The sequence below is a fragment of the Paraburkholderia fungorum genome (assembly GCF_003610895.1).
Taxonomy (GTDB): domain Bacteria; phylum Pseudomonadota; class Gammaproteobacteria; order Burkholderiales; family Burkholderiaceae; genus Paraburkholderia; species Paraburkholderia fungorum_B.
Genome location: NZ_MCAS01000001.1, coordinates 168,221 through 185,695, shown reverse-complemented (window position 1 = coordinate 185,695; position 17,475 = coordinate 168,221). Strand labels below are relative to the sequence as shown.

At 62.8% G+C, this 17,475-nt stretch carries 18 protein-coding genes; 7 read left to right on the top strand and 11 right to left on the bottom strand.

Features of this window, described 5'->3' with window-relative positions; genetic code table 11:
- Both BCY88_RS00775 and BCY88_RS00770 read right to left on the bottom strand, forming a co-directional pair.
- The gene (locus BCY88_RS00775; protein WP_120342369.1) at positions 1–585 is read right to left on the bottom strand and encodes an RNA polymerase sigma factor; all 585 of its coding nucleotides are present in this window, start codon (positions 583–585) and stop codon (positions 1–3) included.
- A gap of 58 nt (positions 586–643) precedes the next feature.
- On the bottom strand, positions 644–1,444 hold the full coding sequence (locus tag BCY88_RS00770) for an AraC family transcriptional regulator (RefSeq protein WP_120342368.1): 801 nt from the start codon (positions 1,442–1,444) through the stop codon (positions 644–646).
- Positions 1,445–1,552: 108 nt separating this feature from the next.
- Here BCY88_RS00770 and BCY88_RS00765 point away from each other — a divergent pair, with 108 nt between their 5' ends.
- Together BCY88_RS00765 and BCY88_RS00760 are read left to right on the top strand one after the other, a co-directional pair.
- Entirely contained in the window at positions 1,553–1,864 is a 312-nt protein-coding gene (locus BCY88_RS00765; RefSeq protein WP_120342367.1) for a hypothetical protein, read from the top strand.
- Positions 1,865–1,905: 41 nt separating this feature from the next.
- A complete protein-coding gene (locus tag BCY88_RS00760; protein WP_120342366.1) occupies positions 1,906–2,865 on the top strand; it encodes a quinone oxidoreductase family protein in 960 nt (319 codons plus the stop codon).
- Positions 2,866–2,930: 65 nt separating this feature from the next.
- On the opposite strand, the gene BCY88_RS00755 is transcribed toward BCY88_RS00760, so the two are convergent.
- A complete protein-coding gene (locus BCY88_RS00755) occupies positions 2,931–4,055 on the bottom strand; it encodes an MBL fold metallo-hydrolase (RefSeq protein WP_120342365.1) in 1,125 nt (374 codons plus the stop codon).
- An 83-nt stretch (positions 4,056–4,138) separates the two neighbouring features.
- On the opposite strand from BCY88_RS00755, the gene BCY88_RS00750 reads away from it, so the two are divergent.
- On the top strand, positions 4,139–4,753 hold the full coding sequence (locus BCY88_RS00750; protein ID WP_120342364.1) for a TetR/AcrR family transcriptional regulator: 615 nt from the start codon (positions 4,139–4,141) through the stop codon (positions 4,751–4,753).
- A gap of 54 nt (positions 4,754–4,807) precedes the next feature.
- Here BCY88_RS00750 and BCY88_RS00745 read toward each other — a convergent pair whose 3' ends face one another.
- Complete coding sequence (locus BCY88_RS00745; RefSeq protein WP_120342363.1) at positions 4,808–5,122, bottom strand: helicase; 315 nt, start codon at positions 5,120–5,122, stop codon at positions 4,808–4,810.
- 228 nt (positions 5,123–5,350) lie between these two features.
- Here BCY88_RS00745 and BCY88_RS00740 point away from each other — a divergent pair, with 228 nt between their 5' ends.
- Positions 5,351–6,493 carry a sigma-54-dependent Fis family transcriptional regulator gene (locus BCY88_RS00740; RefSeq protein WP_120342362.1) on the top strand — a complete coding sequence of 381 codons (1,143 nt, stop codon included), beginning with the start codon at positions 5,351–5,353 and terminating at the stop codon, positions 6,491–6,493.
- 81 nt (positions 6,494–6,574) lie between these two features.
- Positions 6,575–8,377, top strand: coding sequence for an NAD(P)/FAD-dependent oxidoreductase (locus tag BCY88_RS00735; protein WP_120342361.1), 1,803 nt, complete (start codon positions 6,575–6,577; stop codon positions 8,375–8,377).
- A gap of 120 nt (positions 8,378–8,497) precedes the next feature.
- Here BCY88_RS00735 and BCY88_RS00730 read toward each other — a convergent pair whose 3' ends face one another.
- The 6 genes from BCY88_RS00730 to BCY88_RS00705 all read right to left on the bottom strand — a co-directional run bounded on the left by BCY88_RS00730 (position 8,498) and on the right by BCY88_RS00705 (position 14,613).
- Entirely contained in the window at positions 8,498–9,955 is a 1,458-nt protein-coding gene (locus BCY88_RS00730) for an MFS transporter (RefSeq protein ID WP_120342360.1), read from the bottom strand.
- A 32-nt stretch (positions 9,956–9,987) separates the two neighbouring features.
- Positions 9,988–10,935 carry a D-2-hydroxyacid dehydrogenase gene (locus BCY88_RS00725; protein WP_120342359.1) on the bottom strand — a complete coding sequence of 316 codons (948 nt, stop codon included), beginning with the start codon at positions 10,933–10,935 and terminating at the stop codon, positions 9,988–9,990.
- 102 nt (positions 10,936–11,037) lie between these two features.
- Positions 11,038–11,424 (bottom strand): VOC family protein, encoded by a 387-nt coding sequence (locus BCY88_RS00720; protein ID WP_120342358.1) that lies wholly within the window; start codon positions 11,422–11,424, stop codon positions 11,038–11,040.
- A 1-nt stretch (position 11,425) separates the two neighbouring features.
- Complete coding sequence (locus BCY88_RS00715; protein WP_120342357.1) at positions 11,426–12,391, bottom strand: hydroxymethylglutaryl-CoA lyase; 966 nt, start codon at positions 12,389–12,391, stop codon at positions 11,426–11,428.
- A 13-nt stretch (positions 12,392–12,404) separates the two neighbouring features.
- A complete protein-coding gene (locus BCY88_RS00710; protein WP_120342356.1) occupies positions 12,405–13,595 on the bottom strand; it encodes a CaiB/BaiF CoA transferase family protein in 1,191 nt (396 codons plus the stop codon).
- 112 nt (positions 13,596–13,707) lie between these two features.
- Positions 13,708–14,613 (bottom strand): LysR family transcriptional regulator, encoded by a 906-nt coding sequence (locus BCY88_RS00705; RefSeq protein WP_120342355.1) that lies wholly within the window; start codon positions 14,611–14,613, stop codon positions 13,708–13,710.
- 168 nt (positions 14,614–14,781) lie between these two features.
- Between BCY88_RS00705 and BCY88_RS00700 the strand changes: the two genes are divergently transcribed.
- Entirely contained in the window at positions 14,782–15,348 is a 567-nt protein-coding gene (locus BCY88_RS00700; RefSeq protein WP_310796091.1) for a hypothetical protein, read from the top strand.
- 154 nt (positions 15,349–15,502) lie between these two features.
- Here the strand turns inward: BCY88_RS00700 and BCY88_RS00695 are convergent, their stop codons facing one another.
- A complete protein-coding gene (locus BCY88_RS00695; protein ID WP_120342353.1) occupies positions 15,503–16,381 on the bottom strand; it encodes an NmrA/HSCARG family protein in 879 nt (292 codons plus the stop codon).
- A 115-nt stretch (positions 16,382–16,496) separates the two neighbouring features.
- On the opposite strand from BCY88_RS00695, the gene BCY88_RS00690 reads away from it, so the two are divergent.
- Positions 16,497–17,378 (top strand): LysR family transcriptional regulator, encoded by an 882-nt coding sequence (locus tag BCY88_RS00690; RefSeq protein ID WP_120342352.1) that lies wholly within the window; start codon positions 16,497–16,499, stop codon positions 17,376–17,378.
- Positions 17,379–17,475: the final 97 nt, after the last annotated feature.

Genomic DNA, 17,475 nt, shown 5'->3' with positions numbered 1-17,475 from the left:
TTAGATATCCAGTTCGTCGTAGACGGCCTGCAGGCGAACGCGCAGATGCAATACCGCGTAGCGCTTGCGTGCCAATAGTGTGTTCACGCCGACGCCGCTCCCGGATGCCAGCTCCTTGAAGCTGCGCCCTTCGAGTTCATGAGCGACGAAGACGTCGCGCTGATCCGGCGGCAATTCGTCGAGCGCGGCTTGCAGGGCTTCCAGCAGCCTCGACCTTGCATAGACCGCTTCCGGGCCGGCGTCGGTGGCAGGCAGGGCGAGATCCAGCCGGTAGTCGAGGTTGTCCGGGTCGTCCTGGTTGTCGGCGATGTCGGCCAACGGTTGCTCGCGACGCTTGCGAAAGCGGTCGATGATGCGGTTTCGCGCCACCCGGAACAGCCACGCGCTGACCTGTTCGATCGGTGCGGGGAGCCGGTAGGCTTGTACGAACTCGTGAAAGACATCCTGCAGGATGTCTTCGGCCTCGCCCTGATCGTGCACGCGGCGCCGGATGAAATTGCCGAGTTTCGACCGCTCACGCAACACAGTTGCGGTGATGTCGTTATCGCGTTCGATCGTCGAGTTTGGGGTGCGCGGCGGTTCCATACGTCTGTAGACGATTCACGCAAGGAAATATTGTCTGCGTCGCGAATACGGCTTCGAATTAGCCACTACGGTGATGCTCTGGCGCGGCAACTGCCGGGTAGCGCCCGGGTGTGGTGCCCAGTGCCCGGCGAAACATGTCGATAAAGGCGCTGACGTTCTCGTAGCCGAGTTCGAGCGCAATCGTGGTGACGGGAACGCTGTCCGCAACCAGCTCCAGCGCGCGCAGCAGGCGGGCCTGCTGGCGCCATTGCGCGAAAGTCATGCCTGTTTCGCTCAGAAAACGACGGCTCAACGTTCGCGGCGCGAGACCGGCCCATGTCGCCCACTCTTCGAGGCGGCGGTTGTCTGCCAGGTCGCTGGCGAGCGCGTCCGTGATGCGGACGAGCCGCGCATCGGTGGGACTCGGCAGGCCTAGCGATTCCTCTTTCGACGCAGCGAGCTCATCGACGATGACCTCCGCAATGCGCGTCTGCGTCTGATCGAGTTCGATGCCCGGCCAGCTTGCTGCGCGCCGCACCGCCTCGCGCAGCAAGGGCGTCGCCTTGATTGCGCGGGCCTGGCGCGGCAGCGACTCGCAGCGCTCCTCGGTAATGAAAACGCTCCACCCCGAGAAGGGGCCGTAAGAGCGTACCGAGTGGGCGCAATGCGGTGGAATCCAGATCGCGTGGGTGGCGGGCACGACCCATTGCTGTTTGTCGAGCCCGACCGATACGAGCCCGCTCAACGCACCCATGAGCTGTCCGCGCGCATGACTGTGCAACGACGTCGTGCGCGATTCGCTTTGCGTCAGTTCGGCCGCGGCAAGGAACGGGCCGTCGGGCGAGGTCACGAGATCCGGTCGAATCAGGCGGGTAGTCATGATGAGAGCGTGGCAGGAATCCGGTATCGAATGACCTTTATACCGGAGACGGGCCGGGTCTGCACCACTAGACTGGCTTCTACTTACACAACACCGGAGTGCCGCGCGATGCGAGCCGAACACGTTCTCCCCGACCACGTCGATCAGGTCGATATCAATGGTGCGACGGTCCGCAAGGGTACAGTCGCCGCTTTTCTGGCCAATGCACGAGTCTGGACCGATCCGGCCAGCACTGACGCGGCGCGCGCCGTGGCCGCCACGGACATCGTCGCGGCGCTGCCGGCGCTGCGCGCCGTGGGTCTGTTCGATGTACTTGAGATTCGCGACGCCAGGCTGCGCGAATGGATCGGCTCAGCGATCAGCTCAGCGATCAACTCATCGGTCAACTCATCGATCAACATTCAGGGCGGCGCCCGCTGAGCGGCACGCCGGTTTCACTTCGAATTCAAGGAATCAACAACATGAAAGCTGCAGTCGTCAAAGCGGCGGGCGAACCGCCTGTTTACGCCGATTTCGATCGCCCCGATCCCCGTCCGGGTCACCGTGTCGTCGACGTGACGGCGTCCGCGCTGAGTCACGTCACGCGCTCCAAAGCGTCGGGCTCGCACTATTCATCGAAGGGGACGTTCCCGTTCGTAGCGGGACTCGACGGCGCCGGGCGTTGCGAAGATGGCCAACGCGTGTATTTCTTCTGGCCGCAGGCGCCGTTCGGCGCGATGGCGCAGCAGTGCCTCGTGTCCGAAGCGAATTGCGTGCTGTTGCCCGATACGGTCGACGACGTTACGGCTGCCGCCATCGCTATTCCGGGCATGTCGTCGTGGGCGGCACTTGTCGAGCGGGCCAGGTTCGTGGCGGGCGAGACCGTGCTGATCAACGGCGCGACGGGCACGTCGGGCCGGCTTGCTGTCCAGATCGCAAAGCATCTTGGCGCTGGGAAAATCATCGCAACGGGTCGTAACGCGGCCGTGCTGGCGTCGCTCAAGCATGCCGGCGCGGATGTCGCGATTTCGTTGGAGCAGGACGCCGACGCGCTGAGCCATGCATTCGCATCGCAATTCCATGAGGGCGTCGACGTGGTGCTGGATTATGTGTGGGGCGCCAGCGCGCTCTCGCTGCTGATCGCCGCGGCGCGAACCCTGGCTGAAGATGCACCGCTGCGCTTCGTCCAGATCGGCGCGATCAGCGGCGCCGATCTTCTTCTGCCCGCCGCCGTGCTGCGCTCGGCGCCGATTTCGCTGTTGGGCAGCGGTATCGGCAGCCTGCCTTTACCGCGCGTGCTGCACACGATGCAGCAGGTGTTCGATGCGACCGCACGCGCGGGTTTGCAGATCGCGACCGAGGCTGTTCCTCTCGCTGATCTCGGCGCACATTGGGGCGTTCCCGATAGCCGTCAGCGCACCGTTTTCATTCCCTCGCCATGACGGTCGATGGCGACGCAAGCGGCCGCGAGCGCCCATGGTCAATCGCCGATGATGAGCCGCGAGCCTTACGAGTTCGCTTGCCGGCTCTCGCGGCAGAACCAGCGCCGTGACGCCGCGGGGGCCTGCGCAACGTCAGCAACCTCGCGCCACCACTTTCCGCCGCGATGTGGCGCGCCCAGATCCAGTCGCTCGCCCATGCGCGGCGTCGCGAGCGCAATGCCACGCGCCGCGGTGAGCCCGACCACGCGCTCGTACGGCTCCTGCCAGCGATGCATCGCCAGATCGAAGGTGCCGTTGTGAACCGGCACCAGCCAGCGGCCGCGCAGATCGACGTGTGCCTGTACGGTCTCGTCGGGCTGCATGTGGACGTACGGCCATTGAGGATCGTAGGCGCCGGTTTCGAGCAGCGTCACGTCGAATGGACCGAGCCGTTCGCCGATGGCCTTGAAGCCGTCGAAGTAACCCGTGTCGCCGCTGAAGAATACGCGGAGCGCGTCATCGACGATCACCCACGAGGCCCACAACGTGCTGTTGCCATCGAACAGACTGCGGCCCGAGAAATGCTGCGCCGGTGTCGCGGTAAATGCGAGGCCGTCGATTTCGACGCCCTGCCACCAGTCGAACTGACGGACCTTCGACGCCTCGATACCCCACTCGATCAGACGGTCGCCGACACCCAGCGGCGTCAGAAACACGCTCGTCCTGCCGACGAGCGCCAGGACCGTCTCGCGGTCCAGGTGGTCGTAGTGATCGTGCGACAGAATCACGCCGCGCAACGGCGGCAAGTCTTCGAGTGCAATGGGCGGCGCGTGGAAGCGCTTCGGGCCGAAGCGCCGGAACGGCGAGGCACGCTCGGAGAAGACGGGGTCCGTCAGCCAGAACTGGCCGCGCAGCTTGAGCAGCATGGTCGAATGCCCGAGGCGATACAGGCTGCGGTCCGGCGCGGCGTCGAGTTGCTCGCGCGATAACGGGTCCACGGGCAGCGCGCCCGCCGGCACCGTGCCGTCCGGCTTCCTGAACAGCAGATTCCACGCGATGCCCAGGGTCTTGCCGACACCTTCAACGGGACGCGGCTTGACGTTCCGGAAGCGCTCGCCGTCATGCTGAGCCGACATGTCGAACAATTCGCGCCCGCGTTGCGCCGCCGTCAGGCCGAAGATGCGGCGGATAGAACCGGTGAACGATGTCATGCAGACCGCCTCGATGCAGAAAGTAGACTGTCGAGTGTAGTTTATTTTCGAGAAAAGTAAACTGCCCGGTGTAAAATTTAGCCATGAACGCCAGTGATCCCCCCATTCGCCTGACCGACCGCAAGCGGGCCGCCGTCATTGCGGCGGCGATCGAAGAATTTCTCGCGGCCGGCTTCGACGCGACCAGCATGGACCGCATCGCCGCGCGCGCGAGCGTCTCGAAGCGGACGGTCTACAACCATTTCCCCAGCAAGGAAGCGCTATTCGCCGCGATTCTGCGGCAGTTGTGGGAATCGAGTGACACGGGGGAGGCGCCGGCTTATTCCGCCGTGCATCCACTGCGTGCGCAGTTGCTCCAGCTTCTGTTCAAGAAGTTGAGCCTGTTGAATAACGAGGCGTTCCTGGCCCTCGCGCGCGTTGCGATCGCGGCAGGCATTCATTCGCCGGAGCGTGCGCGGGAGATGGTGACCCGCATGGGCGAGCGGGAGGAGGACTTGACGGTGTGGATTCGCGCGGCCGCTGCCGACGGCCGTCTCAAGACGCCGGACCCGGTATGTGCTTCGCAGCAGTTGCAGGCCCTCGTAAAAGCGTTCGCCTTCTGGCCCCAGGTAACGATGGGCCAGCCACCTCTTGGTGCGGACAAACAACGGCACGTCGCGGAATCGGCCGCCGATATGTTTCTCGCGCGGTACACGTGACGCTTCATGCATCACGCGCGGGCGGCGCGCTGCCGACGTGTGGCCGACGTATGCTTAGGCGTCTTTCAGCCAGGGCATTTCCACGGGCGACACCACCAGGGCCCGGGCTTCCCGTTTCAATTCGAAAATGAACCCGACCAGGATCATGGAGTCGGCGTACGGGATCGGAAATACGTGAGGATTGTCCGCGGCGCGTAGCGGGTGCGCTGGTGTATCCGCTGTCTTCGCGGCGTTCTCGCGGACGCTTTCCAGCTCGTCGACCATTGCCTGTCCACTCACTTTCTGGACGCGGCTACGCAGGTCGCTGAAGGGTTCGATGCGCGCCCCGTCTTCATTGTATTCGGGCACTTCATAGATGAACCAGGACATATGCGTCTCCAGAGAAAAGGGGCATGCATTCTAGCAGGGGGCACCACGCCGCCCCTTCTTCAGTACGGCGGAAATCGAACCGCACTCCGCCCCCACAATAAAAGCGCTGAGACAAAAGTCTCATTCGATGTGATGCTGCACTGCGGTGTGATCTTCCGGAACACGCATGCTAAAAGTCATCCTGAGCGCGCCACCTGACGATGTGCGCAGAGCAGACCGGAGACATTCATGCCTTATGTTCCGCAGGTGAGACACATCGACCGGATCCGCAGGTTGATCGAAGGCCGAACGCCTGATCGCGGCGGCGATACCGCGCGACTGGCCTCATCGTACTGGCGCTCGCTCGAGCAATATCATCTCGATCCTGGTCTGACAAAAGGTCCGCGCATTCTGAGCGCGCCGGAGCTACGCGACGTACAACACCGGGAAGAATCGGTTTTGCGGGCCTCCGGCGAATGCCTTTCGCGTCTGCACGAGACAGTACGCGAAGCGGACTACTGCGTGATGCTCACCGACGCGAAAGGCGTGACGATAGATTATCGCGTCGACCGGGATCGGCGCCACGACTTCAAACGCGCGGGTCTTTATTGGGGTTCCTGCTGGTCCGAACAGGAAGAGGGAACCTGTGGCGTGGCGGCCGTGCTGCTCGATTCGCAACCGATCACCGTTCACAAGACAGATCATTTTCGCGCCGCGTTTACCACGTTGACCTGCAGCGCCTCGCCTATCTTCGGCCTGGAAGGCGAATTGATCGGCGTGCTGGATGCGTCGGCGATCCGCTCACCCGACGAACGCGAAAGCCAGCGCCTGATCAACCACATCGTGCGTCACAGCGCGGTGTTGATCGAGGATAGTTTTTTCCTCAACGCGACCACGCATTACTGGGTTTTGCTGGCGCACCGGAATCGCCACTACGTGGAGGCTCAGCCGGAGATTCTGATCGCCTTCGACGTGCATGGAAATGCGGTCGCGGCAAACCGCCGGGCCAAGGAGTGTGTGCCGGGTCTCGACCAGCTGCCGCGATCCGTCTCCGAACTATTCGATGTTCGCGCCGAACGTCTGCTCGATGTCAGGCCCGGCCGCGACATGGTTTCGATGAAGCTGGTGGGCAGCGGCTCGCCGCTTCATGCACGTGTTCGTCCACCCGTCATCCGGGCGCAACGGCAAGCGGCGCCGAAGCCCCGGGATCCCGCCCGCGCGGCCCAACCCACACTCACCGAGATCGACGCCCTTGAGCGCGAGCGTATCGTCGTCGCCCTGACGGATGCGAAATGGCACCCCGACGAGACCGCCCGGACTCTCGGCATCTCGCGCGCGACGCTTTACAGACGGATCGCGAAGTTCGGCATTGTCCCGCCACACCGGCGATAGCGGTCCGCGCTTATCCAGCGGGCAAAGAACCCGCGCATTACTTCGACGTTTCTTTAATCCGTATCGAATGGAGGAGCAACCATGCCTGAAAATAATGCAAGCCAGACCATTACACATGTTCTGGAGTCCCTGGAATCGGCGCTTAAACGCGGCGATACCGCTGCGGCCGTCGCGTTGTTTCAACCGGAGTGCTACTGGCGCGACCTGGTTGCTTTCACGTGGAATATTAAAACCATGGAGGGCCGTGATCAGATCGGCGCCATGCTCGACGCTCAACTCGACGCCGTTAAACCCACGCGGCTGAGGATTGCCGAAAACGAAGCGCCGACCGAAGCCGACGGTATCGCACAGGCGTGGATCACGTTCGAGACTGAGGTTGCCCGCGGCAGCGGTTTTATCCGCCTGAAAGACGGTCTCATCTGGACCTTGTTGACGACGATGGCTGAACTGAAAGGCCATGAGGAACCCAAGGGCCAGCGCCGTCCGATGGGCGCGGAACATGGCGCACGCACGGATCGGATCAGCTGGAAGGAACGCCGTGAAGCCGAAGCGCGGGCGCTAGGGCGTGCGGAACAACCCTACTGCCTGATCGTGGGGGGCGGGCAGGGTGGGATTGGACTGGGCGCGCGTCTGCGGCAGTTGGGCGTGCCGACGATCATCGTCGATAAAAATCCCCGTCCTGGCGATCAGTGGCGCAACCGCTACAAGTCACTGTGTCTGCATGATCCGGTCTGGTACGACCATATGCCTTATCTGCCGTTCCCGGACAACTGGCCGGTTTTCACACCCAAGGACAAGATCGGCGACTGGCTCGAGATGTACACCAAGGTCATGGAGTTGAACTACTGGGGGTCGACCACCTGCAAGTCCGCGCGCTATGACGAAGCGGCGGCCGAATGGGTGGTCGAGGTCGAGCACGACGGCGAGACGCTGACGCTGCGGCCCAAACAGCTCGTGCTGGCCACGGGCATGTCGGGTAAGCCGAATATCCCTTCGTTCAAAGGCATGGACGTGTTCAAGGGCGAACAGCATCACTCGTCGAAACATCCCGGGCCGGACGCGTACAAGGGTAAGAAAGTCGTGGTGATCGGCGCGAACAATTCGTCGCACGATATCTGCGCGGCGCTATGGGAGGCGGGCGTCGACGTCACGATGGTTCAGCGTTCGTCCACGCATATCGTCAAGTCAGATTCGCTGATGGAGCTTGCTCTCGGGGACCTTTATTCCGAGCGCGCGGTGGCGTCGGGCATGACGACCTCGAAAGCCGATCTGACGTTTGCGTCGATCCCGTACAAGATCCTGCACACGTTTCAGAAGCCCGTGTTCGACGCGATCAGGGAGCGCGACGCGGCGTTCTATGATCGTCTGGAAAAACGAGGCTTCATGCTCGACTTCGGGGACGACGACTCGGGCCTTTTCATGAAGTATCTGCGGCGCGGGTCGGGCTATTACATCGACGTGGGCGCCGCCGACCTTGTGGCTGACGGCAAGATCAAACTGAAGAGCGGCGTGGATGTGGCCGAATTGAAGGAGCACTCTGTCGTGTTAAGCGACGGCACCGAGCTTGCGGCGGATCTCGTTGTCTATGCGACCGGCTATGGATCGATGAACGGCTGGGCCGCCGATCTCATCTCGCGGGAAGTGGCGGATAAGGTGGGCAAGGTATGGGGGCTCGGTTCGAATACGACGAAAGACCCGGGACCGTGGGAAGGCGAGCAACGGAACATGTGGAAACCCACGCAGCAGGCCGCCTTGTGGTTCCACGGCGGGAACCTGCATCAGTCCCGCCATTACTCCCAGTATTTATCGCTGCAGTTGAAGGCGCGCATGGAGGGAATCGCGACGCCGGTTTATGGCCTCCAGGAAGTACACCATCTTTCCTGATGCGGGTGTGGGGTCGACGCGCGCCCGTCGACCCCGGTCCGATGAATATCGGCCGGGATTGCGGCGCGCATCGAAGGCTCGGCGCGGCTTTCAGGAATGAAGCGACATACGACGGCTGGCTCAACCCGGGTTGATTTCATCCAGGCTTCGCCGTGTGGTGCGAGGGCCGAGGATTCGCACCGTGAATGCCACGACTAGCAGGGCCGCCGCGATGATACCGAACATGGCACCGGCTCCTTGCTGGTTCAATACGGGAAGCAATATGAATGGCAGCATGCCGCTAACAATGCGGGACAACGAATAGGTGCTGCCGATCGCGGTTGAGCGAACACTGGCTGGAAAGATCTCGGATTGATAGACATGGTACGCATTGCTGAACACATTCGAAGCACAGGTCGTCAACACGCCGAAGAGAACGATCAGCGCTGAATTGTTGGAGTAGGCGAACCCCAGCCCAAAAACCGCAATTGACAATATGGCGCCGATAACCAGCGTCCGGCGCTCGATCCAGTTGAGTAGCGGAATCGACAACAGAGACCCGACCGGGTAGCCGAGAAACGATAGAGCAATAAAAAGCGTTCCGTCCGTGACGTCAAAGCCGCGGCTTTTCACCACCGTGGCCGCCAGTGTGCCGAACCCATAGTAGCCAAATCCCTGAAGCAGATGGAAGATGGTCAACATCAGGTAGCGCTTGTTGTAGGGCGGACGGCGTAGCAAGGCAATGCGCTCGGTCAATCGCATCGGATTGCGCTTGACGGTCGTTTCAGGCGCGATGACCTGCACGGTAACCCCGGCACTGTGCGCAAAACGCCGGAGCATCGCGTGAGCCTCGTCTACGCGGCCCTGCGCCAATAGCCAGCGCGGGCTTTCGGGCAACTTATGTTGCACGAGCAGAACCAGCACTGCGCCCAGGCTGCCGATCACCAGAATCACGCGCCAGCCCGCCACGGCGCCAAAGTGCAGAGGATTGAGCCAAAGCGCGAGGAACCCAACCAGCGGCACCGCGACGTACGATGCCGTGTAGGCCCAGGCGGCCATTCGCCCGCGTCGTTCCTTGGGCAGAATTTCGGACAGGAAACTATCGGCAACCGGATAGATCGCCCCTACGCCGATTCCGGTGAGAAAGCGGCAGATAACCAGCATTTCGGCGTTGACCGAGAATGCGCCGATCAGCGAAAAACCGCTGTACCAGATGAGGTTGAACAGGAACGCTTTACGCCGGCCGATCCGGTCGGCCATGCTGCCCAGAAAGAATGCACCAAAGAACATGCCGATAAACGCCGAGGCCAGCAGCAACTTGAAGTCGGTGCTGTGCCTGTCGATACCGTATTCCCCCTGCAACGCCGCGCCGATCGAGCTGACCAGGAAAATTTCGAACATATCGAAGAACAAGCCTATGCCGACAACCCACACGACAAATCGATGCAGCGAGCCCGCTGGCATGTTGTCCATCCAGCCGCCCAGGGTGTTGGCTTGAACATGATGAGAGGGAATATCGTCGGCGGCGGCCGGTTGCGCTGAGGCATTGCGCGAATGGGCGCTTGCATCTGCGCCCACGTCCAGATTGCTGATGGTCATGCTTGTCTCCGTTACTTTATTTCCGGGTCGGCTTATGCGCCGTTCACCACGTTGATCGGTGCGCCCGCATGGAACGCAGCGAGGTTGGCTTCGATGCCGGCATTGAGCCGGTTCGCGGCATGTGTCGCCGCCCAGCTGATGTGCGGCGTAACGATAAGGTTGGGATGCGCGCACGTGAGCAGGGGCTCATGCGGATCGGGCGGTTCCTGCGGGAGTACGTCGAGCGCCGCGCCGCCGAGGTGAGCGCTCATGAGCGTCTCGGCCAGTGCTGCCGAATCGACAAGACCGCCACGCGCGCTGTTCACGAGCAGTGCGCCGCGTTTCATGGTGCGCAGCGTGGCTGCGTCGATCAGGTTGCGTGTTGCGTCGGTCAGCGGGCAATGAAGCGAGATAACGTCGGCGGATCGCACCACGTCGTCAAATGACGTGAAGCCTTCGCGAATCGTGGTCCGTCCGCGGTGCTCCGCAAACACCACGTTCATTCCGACCGCGCGGGCCAGCCGGGCGAGCGAATTGCCGATCGCGCCGCGCCCGATAATGCCAAGCGTCGAGCCGGCGATGTCGAGAATCGGCGCACCGTGCACGCAGAAATTCGGCGACCCGGGCCAGGCAATGCGAGCGGCCTCACGATAAGCGAACAGATTGCGCCGCAATGCGAAGATCGACGCGAGTGCCCACTCGGACACACTCTGTGCCGAATAGCCCGGCACGTTGGATACGACCACGCCGGACTCGCGGCAGGCGTCGATATCGATGCAATCGAAGCCCGTTGCGGCGATGCAGATAAAGCGGAGTTTCGGCAGACGTTTCAGATCGGCCGCGCGGATAGGTACTTTGTTCGTGATCGCGATGACGGCGTCTTCGAGCGCATGGACCACCTCGGCAGCGCGCGTGGCCGGGCGAGCGGACCACTCGCTCGCCCAGGCAGGTGGCGTGAGCGGCACGGGCAAGGTGCCGCTGTCGAGCAGGACGATGTTCATCGACCCTCCGAGCCAAGCCGCGCCGGACATAAAGGCATGCCGTTCAGTCCGCTGGACGGCGCGTGCAAATCGCCGGATCGTGAGTGGCGGGGCATCATCACGTCACCCCACCAGTTCGGAAATCTCGATCAGATTCAGATCGGGGTCTCGCACATATACGGAGCGGATCTTTTGCGTGGCGCCTGTACGCGCAACCGGGCCTTCGACGATCGGCCATTGACAGCGCGCGAGATGCGCAATCACGTCGTCGAGCGGCACCGTGGCGATGAAGCACAGGTCGAGCGCGCCCGGTACGGGAACATGAGCCTTCGGCTCGAATTCGGCGCCGCGCACGTGAACGTTGATCTTCTGATTGCCGAAGCGAAATGCAGTCCGTCCTTCCCCGAAGGTTTCAAGTTGCATCTGCATGACTTTGGTATAAAACCGCTTCGTTGCAGCGAAGTCGACGCAAGTGAGGACGAGGTGGTCAAGATGGTCGATGAGCGCCATGTCATGTTCCTGAAGAAAGTGCGTGTTGTTCCGGCTGTCCGTCGGCCGCGATGCAGGGCATCGCGTGCAGGTCCAGGCGCCGTCCGGCCTTGAGCAACTGGCTCGGCACGTCGTGGCCGATCAGTCCAGGAAGCAGGGCGGAGGCGGACAACACTGCCGCGAGATCGACGCCCGTGTCGTAGCCGTCGAGTTCGAGCATGTGCACCAGCTCCTCGGTGCAGACATTGCCCGTTGCGCCTGGCGCGTAGGGGCACCCGCCGAGGCCGCCGAGCGAGGCGTCGAAGCGGTCGATACCGGCCTCCAGCGCGGCGAGCGTGTTGGCGAGCGCCATGCCGCGCGTGCTGTGAAAGTGCAGCGTGAGTTCGAGCGCGGCGAAACGCTCGCGCGCGGCGGCGCAGAGCGCGCCGACCTGCGACGGGTAAGCCATGCCGGTGGTGTCGCACAAGGTCACGCCATGCACGCCGAGATCGGCGAAGCGTTGCATCCAGTCCAGCACGTCAGACTGTTCGATATCGCCTTCCATCGGGCAGCCCATCGCGGTGGACAGCGACACGTTGATGGCCACGTTCGTTTGCCTGACCACGCCGATGACGTCGCGCAACTGTGCGAACGACTGCTCGCGACTCATGCGCAGGTTCGCGCGGTTGTGATGCTCGCTGACGGACATCACGAGATTGACTTCATCGACACCGCACGACAGCGCGCGCTCGGCGCCGCGCAGATTTGGCACGAGCACGGTGTAGACGACGCCTTGATGCCGTGCGATCCGTTGCATCACGGCTTCGGCGTCGCGTAAAGCCGGAATCGCTTTCGGCGAGGTGAACGAGGTCACCTCGATCCTGGCGTAACCACACGCGCTCAGACGATCGATCAGTTCGATCTTGGCGTCGGTGTCGACGAACTTCGCCTCGTTCTGGAAGCCGTCGCGGGTCGCGACTTCCTGGATATACAGACGTTTGCTGCTCATGCCGTGCTCCTGTTCAGATGATGCCGCGCGCGCGCCAGGTGTCGCGGGTCGCCGTGCCGATGCCGAGGTTTTCCAGCACCTTGTCGGTGTGCTGTCCGAGCGTGGGCGCACAGGTGTTCACTGCGCCCGGCGTTGCGCTCAGCTTCGGCACGATTCCGGGGACCTGCACCGGTGTGCCGTCGGAGAGCTGGGCGTCGAGAATCATGTCGCGTGCGTGGTAGTGCGGGTCGTTCGCGATGTCGGCGACGTCGTAGATTTTTCCGGCGGGAATGCGTGCTTCGTTGAGTGCGGTTAGCACTTCGTCGAGCGTGTGGCGGCCGGTCCACTCGGCGATCGCGGCATCCAGCCGCTCGACGTTCTTTACGCGGCCGTCGTTTTGAGCGAGTGCGGGATCGTCGGCGAGATCCTGACGGCCGATCAGTTCCATCAGACGCCGGAAGATGCTGTCGCCATTACCGGCGATCAGCGCATATTTGCTGTCGCTGCAGCGGTATGCGTTCGACGGCGCGATCCCAGGCAGGCTGCTGCCCGCCGCCTGACGCACGGCACCGAACGCCGAGTACTCAGGCAGCAGGCTTTCCATCATGTTGAACACCGACTCGTAGAGCGCGACGTCGATCATCTGGCCAGCGCCGCCGTGCTGGTCGCGATGGCGCAGCGCGAGCAGGATGCCGATCACGCCGTGCAAGGCAGACAGGGAATCGCCGATGGATATGCCCACGCGCACGGGCGTGCGGCCAGTTTCGCCGCTGAGATGCCGCAAGCCGCCCATTGCTTCGCCGATGACGCCGAAGCCCGGACGGTCGCGGTAGGGGCCGGTCTGCCCATAGCCCGAGACGCGCAGCATGACGAGGCGTGGATTCAGGGTATGCAGTTCATCCCAACCGAGGCCCCATTTCTCGAGTGTGCCGGGACGAAAGTTTTCGATCAGCACATCGCTTTGCATGACCAACTGGCGAACCACGTCCTGACCTTCGGGCGAACGAAGATCGAGCGTGACGGATTCCTTGTTACGTGATTGCGCTGCCCACCAGACGGACGTGCCTTCATGCAGCAGGCGCCATTTGCGCAGCGGGTCGCCCGTGCCGGGCGGTTCGATCTTGATGACATGCGCGCCGAACTCGGCGAGCATTTTTCCAGCGAAGGGGCCCGCGATGAGCTGGCCCATTTCGAGCACGCGAACGCCTTCGAGCGGCTTCGTCATGGTTGTCTCCTTGCAAACGTCGTTTCTTGACGCTCACTGTGCGACAACCCGCGCGTGCTGAAAATCAATGGATTCTCAACGACCCTTTCCAGAATGGAAAGGGTCGGCGAACTTAAGCCTCGGTGTGGCCGGACATGAAGTCGAACAGGCGCAACGCTTCAGGCGACAACGTTTCGCGCGATAGCGTGCCGATCCACAACGCTCGATGCGCCCATGCGTCGGTGAGTTTCACGGCGCGCAGACCTGCCGCGAGAAGTTCCGAACGCACGGCGCCCTCGGGCAAGATGCCGATGCCGAGCCCGTGTTCGATCATCCGGCAGATGCCGTCAAAGCTGTGTACCTGGATGCGCAGCTTGAGCACCCGGTCCGCGCTGAATGCGGCGTCTAGCAGCCGCGCGAGCAGCGAACTGCCTTCGTTCAGGCCGACGTACTCGAAGTCGAGGGTATCGGCGAAGGGGACTTCTTCGAGCGAGGCGAGGGGGTGGCCGGCCGGCACCAGCAGCACGAGTCTGTCCTCGCGATACCTGGCCTTGTGGATAGCCGGCGAGAGCACGTTGTCCGCAAATATGCCGATGTCGGCGTCGCCGCTGCGGATTGCCGCGACGATTTCGTCGCTCAATCGCTCTTCGAGCGATATCTTCACGCCGGGGTTGCTGGAGAGAAACGCCTCGACGTCTTGCGGCAGGAACTGGATGACCGATGACGTGTTGGCCCAGACCCGCACATGTCCGCGCACGCCGGCAGCATAGTCGCTCATTTCGTTGGCCATGCGGTTCACGCGCTCGACAACCTGCCTCGCATGCGCGAGCAGCCCATGGCCGGCGGGTGTCAGTTCGATGCCACGCGGCTGCCGGAGCATCAGCGTGCAATCGATGCTGTGTTCCAGATCGGTCATGCGTTTGCTGACCGCCGACAACGTCAGGCAGGTACGCTCGGCCGCTTTTGTCAGGCTGCCGAGTTCCGCGACGACGATGAAAACGCGTAATGATTGGAGGTCGTAATGTGAGGAGCGGGTCATGGGTGGGTCTGGTTTGGCGCGGGAGGGCAATAGCCCCGCGCGTCGGGTCCTCGCGTGGCAGACTGGCTTCGCGTAAAGCATAGCAGGGTGCGCGCAGCCGCCGGCCACGCGAGTCGTGCTGCGGGGGATGCCGCCTGCCGCTCGCCGGCTTTGAGCGGTTTGAGCGGTTTGAGCGTCACCGCACAGACTCGCCGGGCGAGCGGTACGATTCTGAAATCTCAACGATCTGCTACCTTATGTTCTCGAGCTTCTCTCGAGGCAATCCAGCAGAACGATCGCGCTACTACGATGAAACCGTCCGCTCTCCGCATGCTAATCGCCCTTGCGTCGCTGGGCGTGGGATTATCTTCAGCCGTGTGCAATGCCTACGCGCTGGATACTCAACTGAACTGCCAGTCGAACCCGCACGATTTCATTGCTCCGCTTCTGGACGAGCAGTCGATCGATCCAAAGCCAATGCGCATTGAGGCGAACTCGGTCAACGCATTTCGTCCCGCGCGTGGCAGCAATCTGACGGCGTTCGGCTTTCACGTCTCGGCCGTTTTCGGGTATGCGCAGAACGATCCAATCTTCAAACAGGGCAGCGGCCAGCCGCTCAAGGCCGCAACTTATGGCGTGGTGGTGAGAGGCTCTGCCACGTCGGTCGAGGCGAGCGTGCGACAGGCCGGCAGCAATGCAAGCATTCGTGAAGTCGTGCCGCTTTTTCTCACCGCCGTTTTCTGCGGCGGGCATTGAGGCCGCGCCCGATAACGCCAAAGCGTTCGGTTTCCAGGCGATGACTCCGGACCCGACTCAACACAGGCGTGCAAACGGGCGGGACTTTTCAGCCCCGCCCGCGGTTCACACGCGAGCCTTTCCTCGGATAGCGACGTTCACCTGTCCCGATCAATCAGCCCTTCGCCCATGCGGCGGCCGTGGCAACCGCGAAGTCCCGATACGATCTCGGTTGCCGGCCGAGCAGCGCGGCGAGGCGTTCCACTTCAGCGTGCGATGCGACCGCGCCGTCCAGTTGATACCGGCGCATCATCAGACGCATGTCGTAGGCGAGCCAGCCTGGTGCGACCGCCTTGAGACGCTGTTCGAGGGTATCGAGATCGTCGCCACCGTAGCGGACCGGACGCCCCAGCGCCTCGGCCCAGATCGCGGCGATGGTGTCGGAGGTTAGCGCGTCGGGGCCGACGAGTTCGTACGTCTCACGCGGCAGCGGACTGGCAGCGCGCTCGCGGCGCAGGAGTTCACGTGCCGCGGCCTCGCCGATATCGCGCACATCGACCATCGAAATCCCCTTGTTGCCAATCGGCATGCCGTAGACACCGTGCGTCAGCAATGGGTCTTTCTGCCGGACATCGTTCTGGATGAAATAGGCGGGGCGTAACACCGTCGCCGGCAGACCGGTGTGCTCGATCATGCGCTCCACCGTGTGCTTGCCGGTGAAGTGGGGCACGTCGACATATTCCGCGCCCTTGAAGACCGACAGATAAACAATGCCTTTCACGCCGGCTTCCCGCGCGACGCTGAGGGACTGCAGAGCCTGCGTCAGCTCGTCCGCGGCGTTGGGGGCGAGCAGGAACACGGTGCTGACGCCGTTCATCGCGCGCCGTACTGCGTCGATGTCGGACAGGTCGCCCTTGACCGCGGTGACGCCAGCGGGGAATTGGGCCTTTTCCGGCGAGCGGGTCAGCGCTCGCACTTCGACGCCGCTGCCGTTCAGATGGTCGAGAACCTGCTTGCCGATCACGCCTGTGCTGCCAGTTACGAGGATTGCCATGATTTTCTCCTGGGGTTGAATGGACCGGGTTAGTCCGTGAGACGAACAATAGTCGTTCCATTGAGTGGCCGAAAGTGACAGAATCAGGACGCCTCGTCTCATAAATGGAACGATCATGGATTTGACCTCGCTGGCGGATTTCAATGCCGTTGCATTGCACGGCGGCTTCGGACCGGCCAGCCGCGCGCTCGACCGTCCCAAGGCCACGCTGTCGCGGCGCGTGGCCGAGCTGGAAGAAGACCTCGGCGTGCGGCTGATCGAGCGCGGCGCACGCAGATTGCGTCTCACCGAGGAAGGCCTCGCGCTCCACGAGCGCACGCGCGGACTCATGACGGAGATTCAGGAAGCGGGCGAAGCGGTTGCGTCGCGCGCGCCGGTGCCGCGCGGGCGCTTGCGTATCAGCGCACCGGTTGTGTTCGCGCATGTCCTGCTGTGCCAGATCGCCGCGCGTTTTGCGCTGGCCTATCCGCAGGTCGAACTCGAGATCATCGCGGAAGACCGCGTCGCGGATCCGGTGGAGGACGGCTATGACCTGGTGATCCGTATCGATCCACCGCATGACGAGCAACTCGTGGGGCGGCGCATTCTGGGTGACGAGCGTCTCCTGGTCGCTTCGCCGGGCATGTCGATACCGTCGACGTCCGCAAGCGAAACTGAGGCGCTTGAGGTGCCGGCCGCCATGTTCATTGCGACGCCACCTGGGGTCCTCTGGAACGTGCGGACGGAAGGCGGTGGTGCGAGGCTCATCAAGCCGATGCCGGTACTGCGGATGTCGTCGCTATTGATGGTGCGCGAGGCGGTGCTGCAGGGCGTAGGCGCAGCGCTCCTGCCGCGCTTGCTGGTCGAGCAGGATGTGCGAGCGGGACGGCTCGTTTGCTGGGGAGCGGAAGTGGGGGCGCCTGTGGAGATCTGGGCGCTTTATAGTTCGCGCCGTCTGCTGAGCGCTAAAGTCCGGGCCTTCATGGACATGCTGAAGCCGGACTCCGTCAGGGCCTGACTGATTGTTTCCGGAGCATGACAGGCATGCACCGTGACTGTGCGATACGTAGCGGCACCAGCTTGAACGACCCTCGCAAACCTGGCAAATAGTCGAA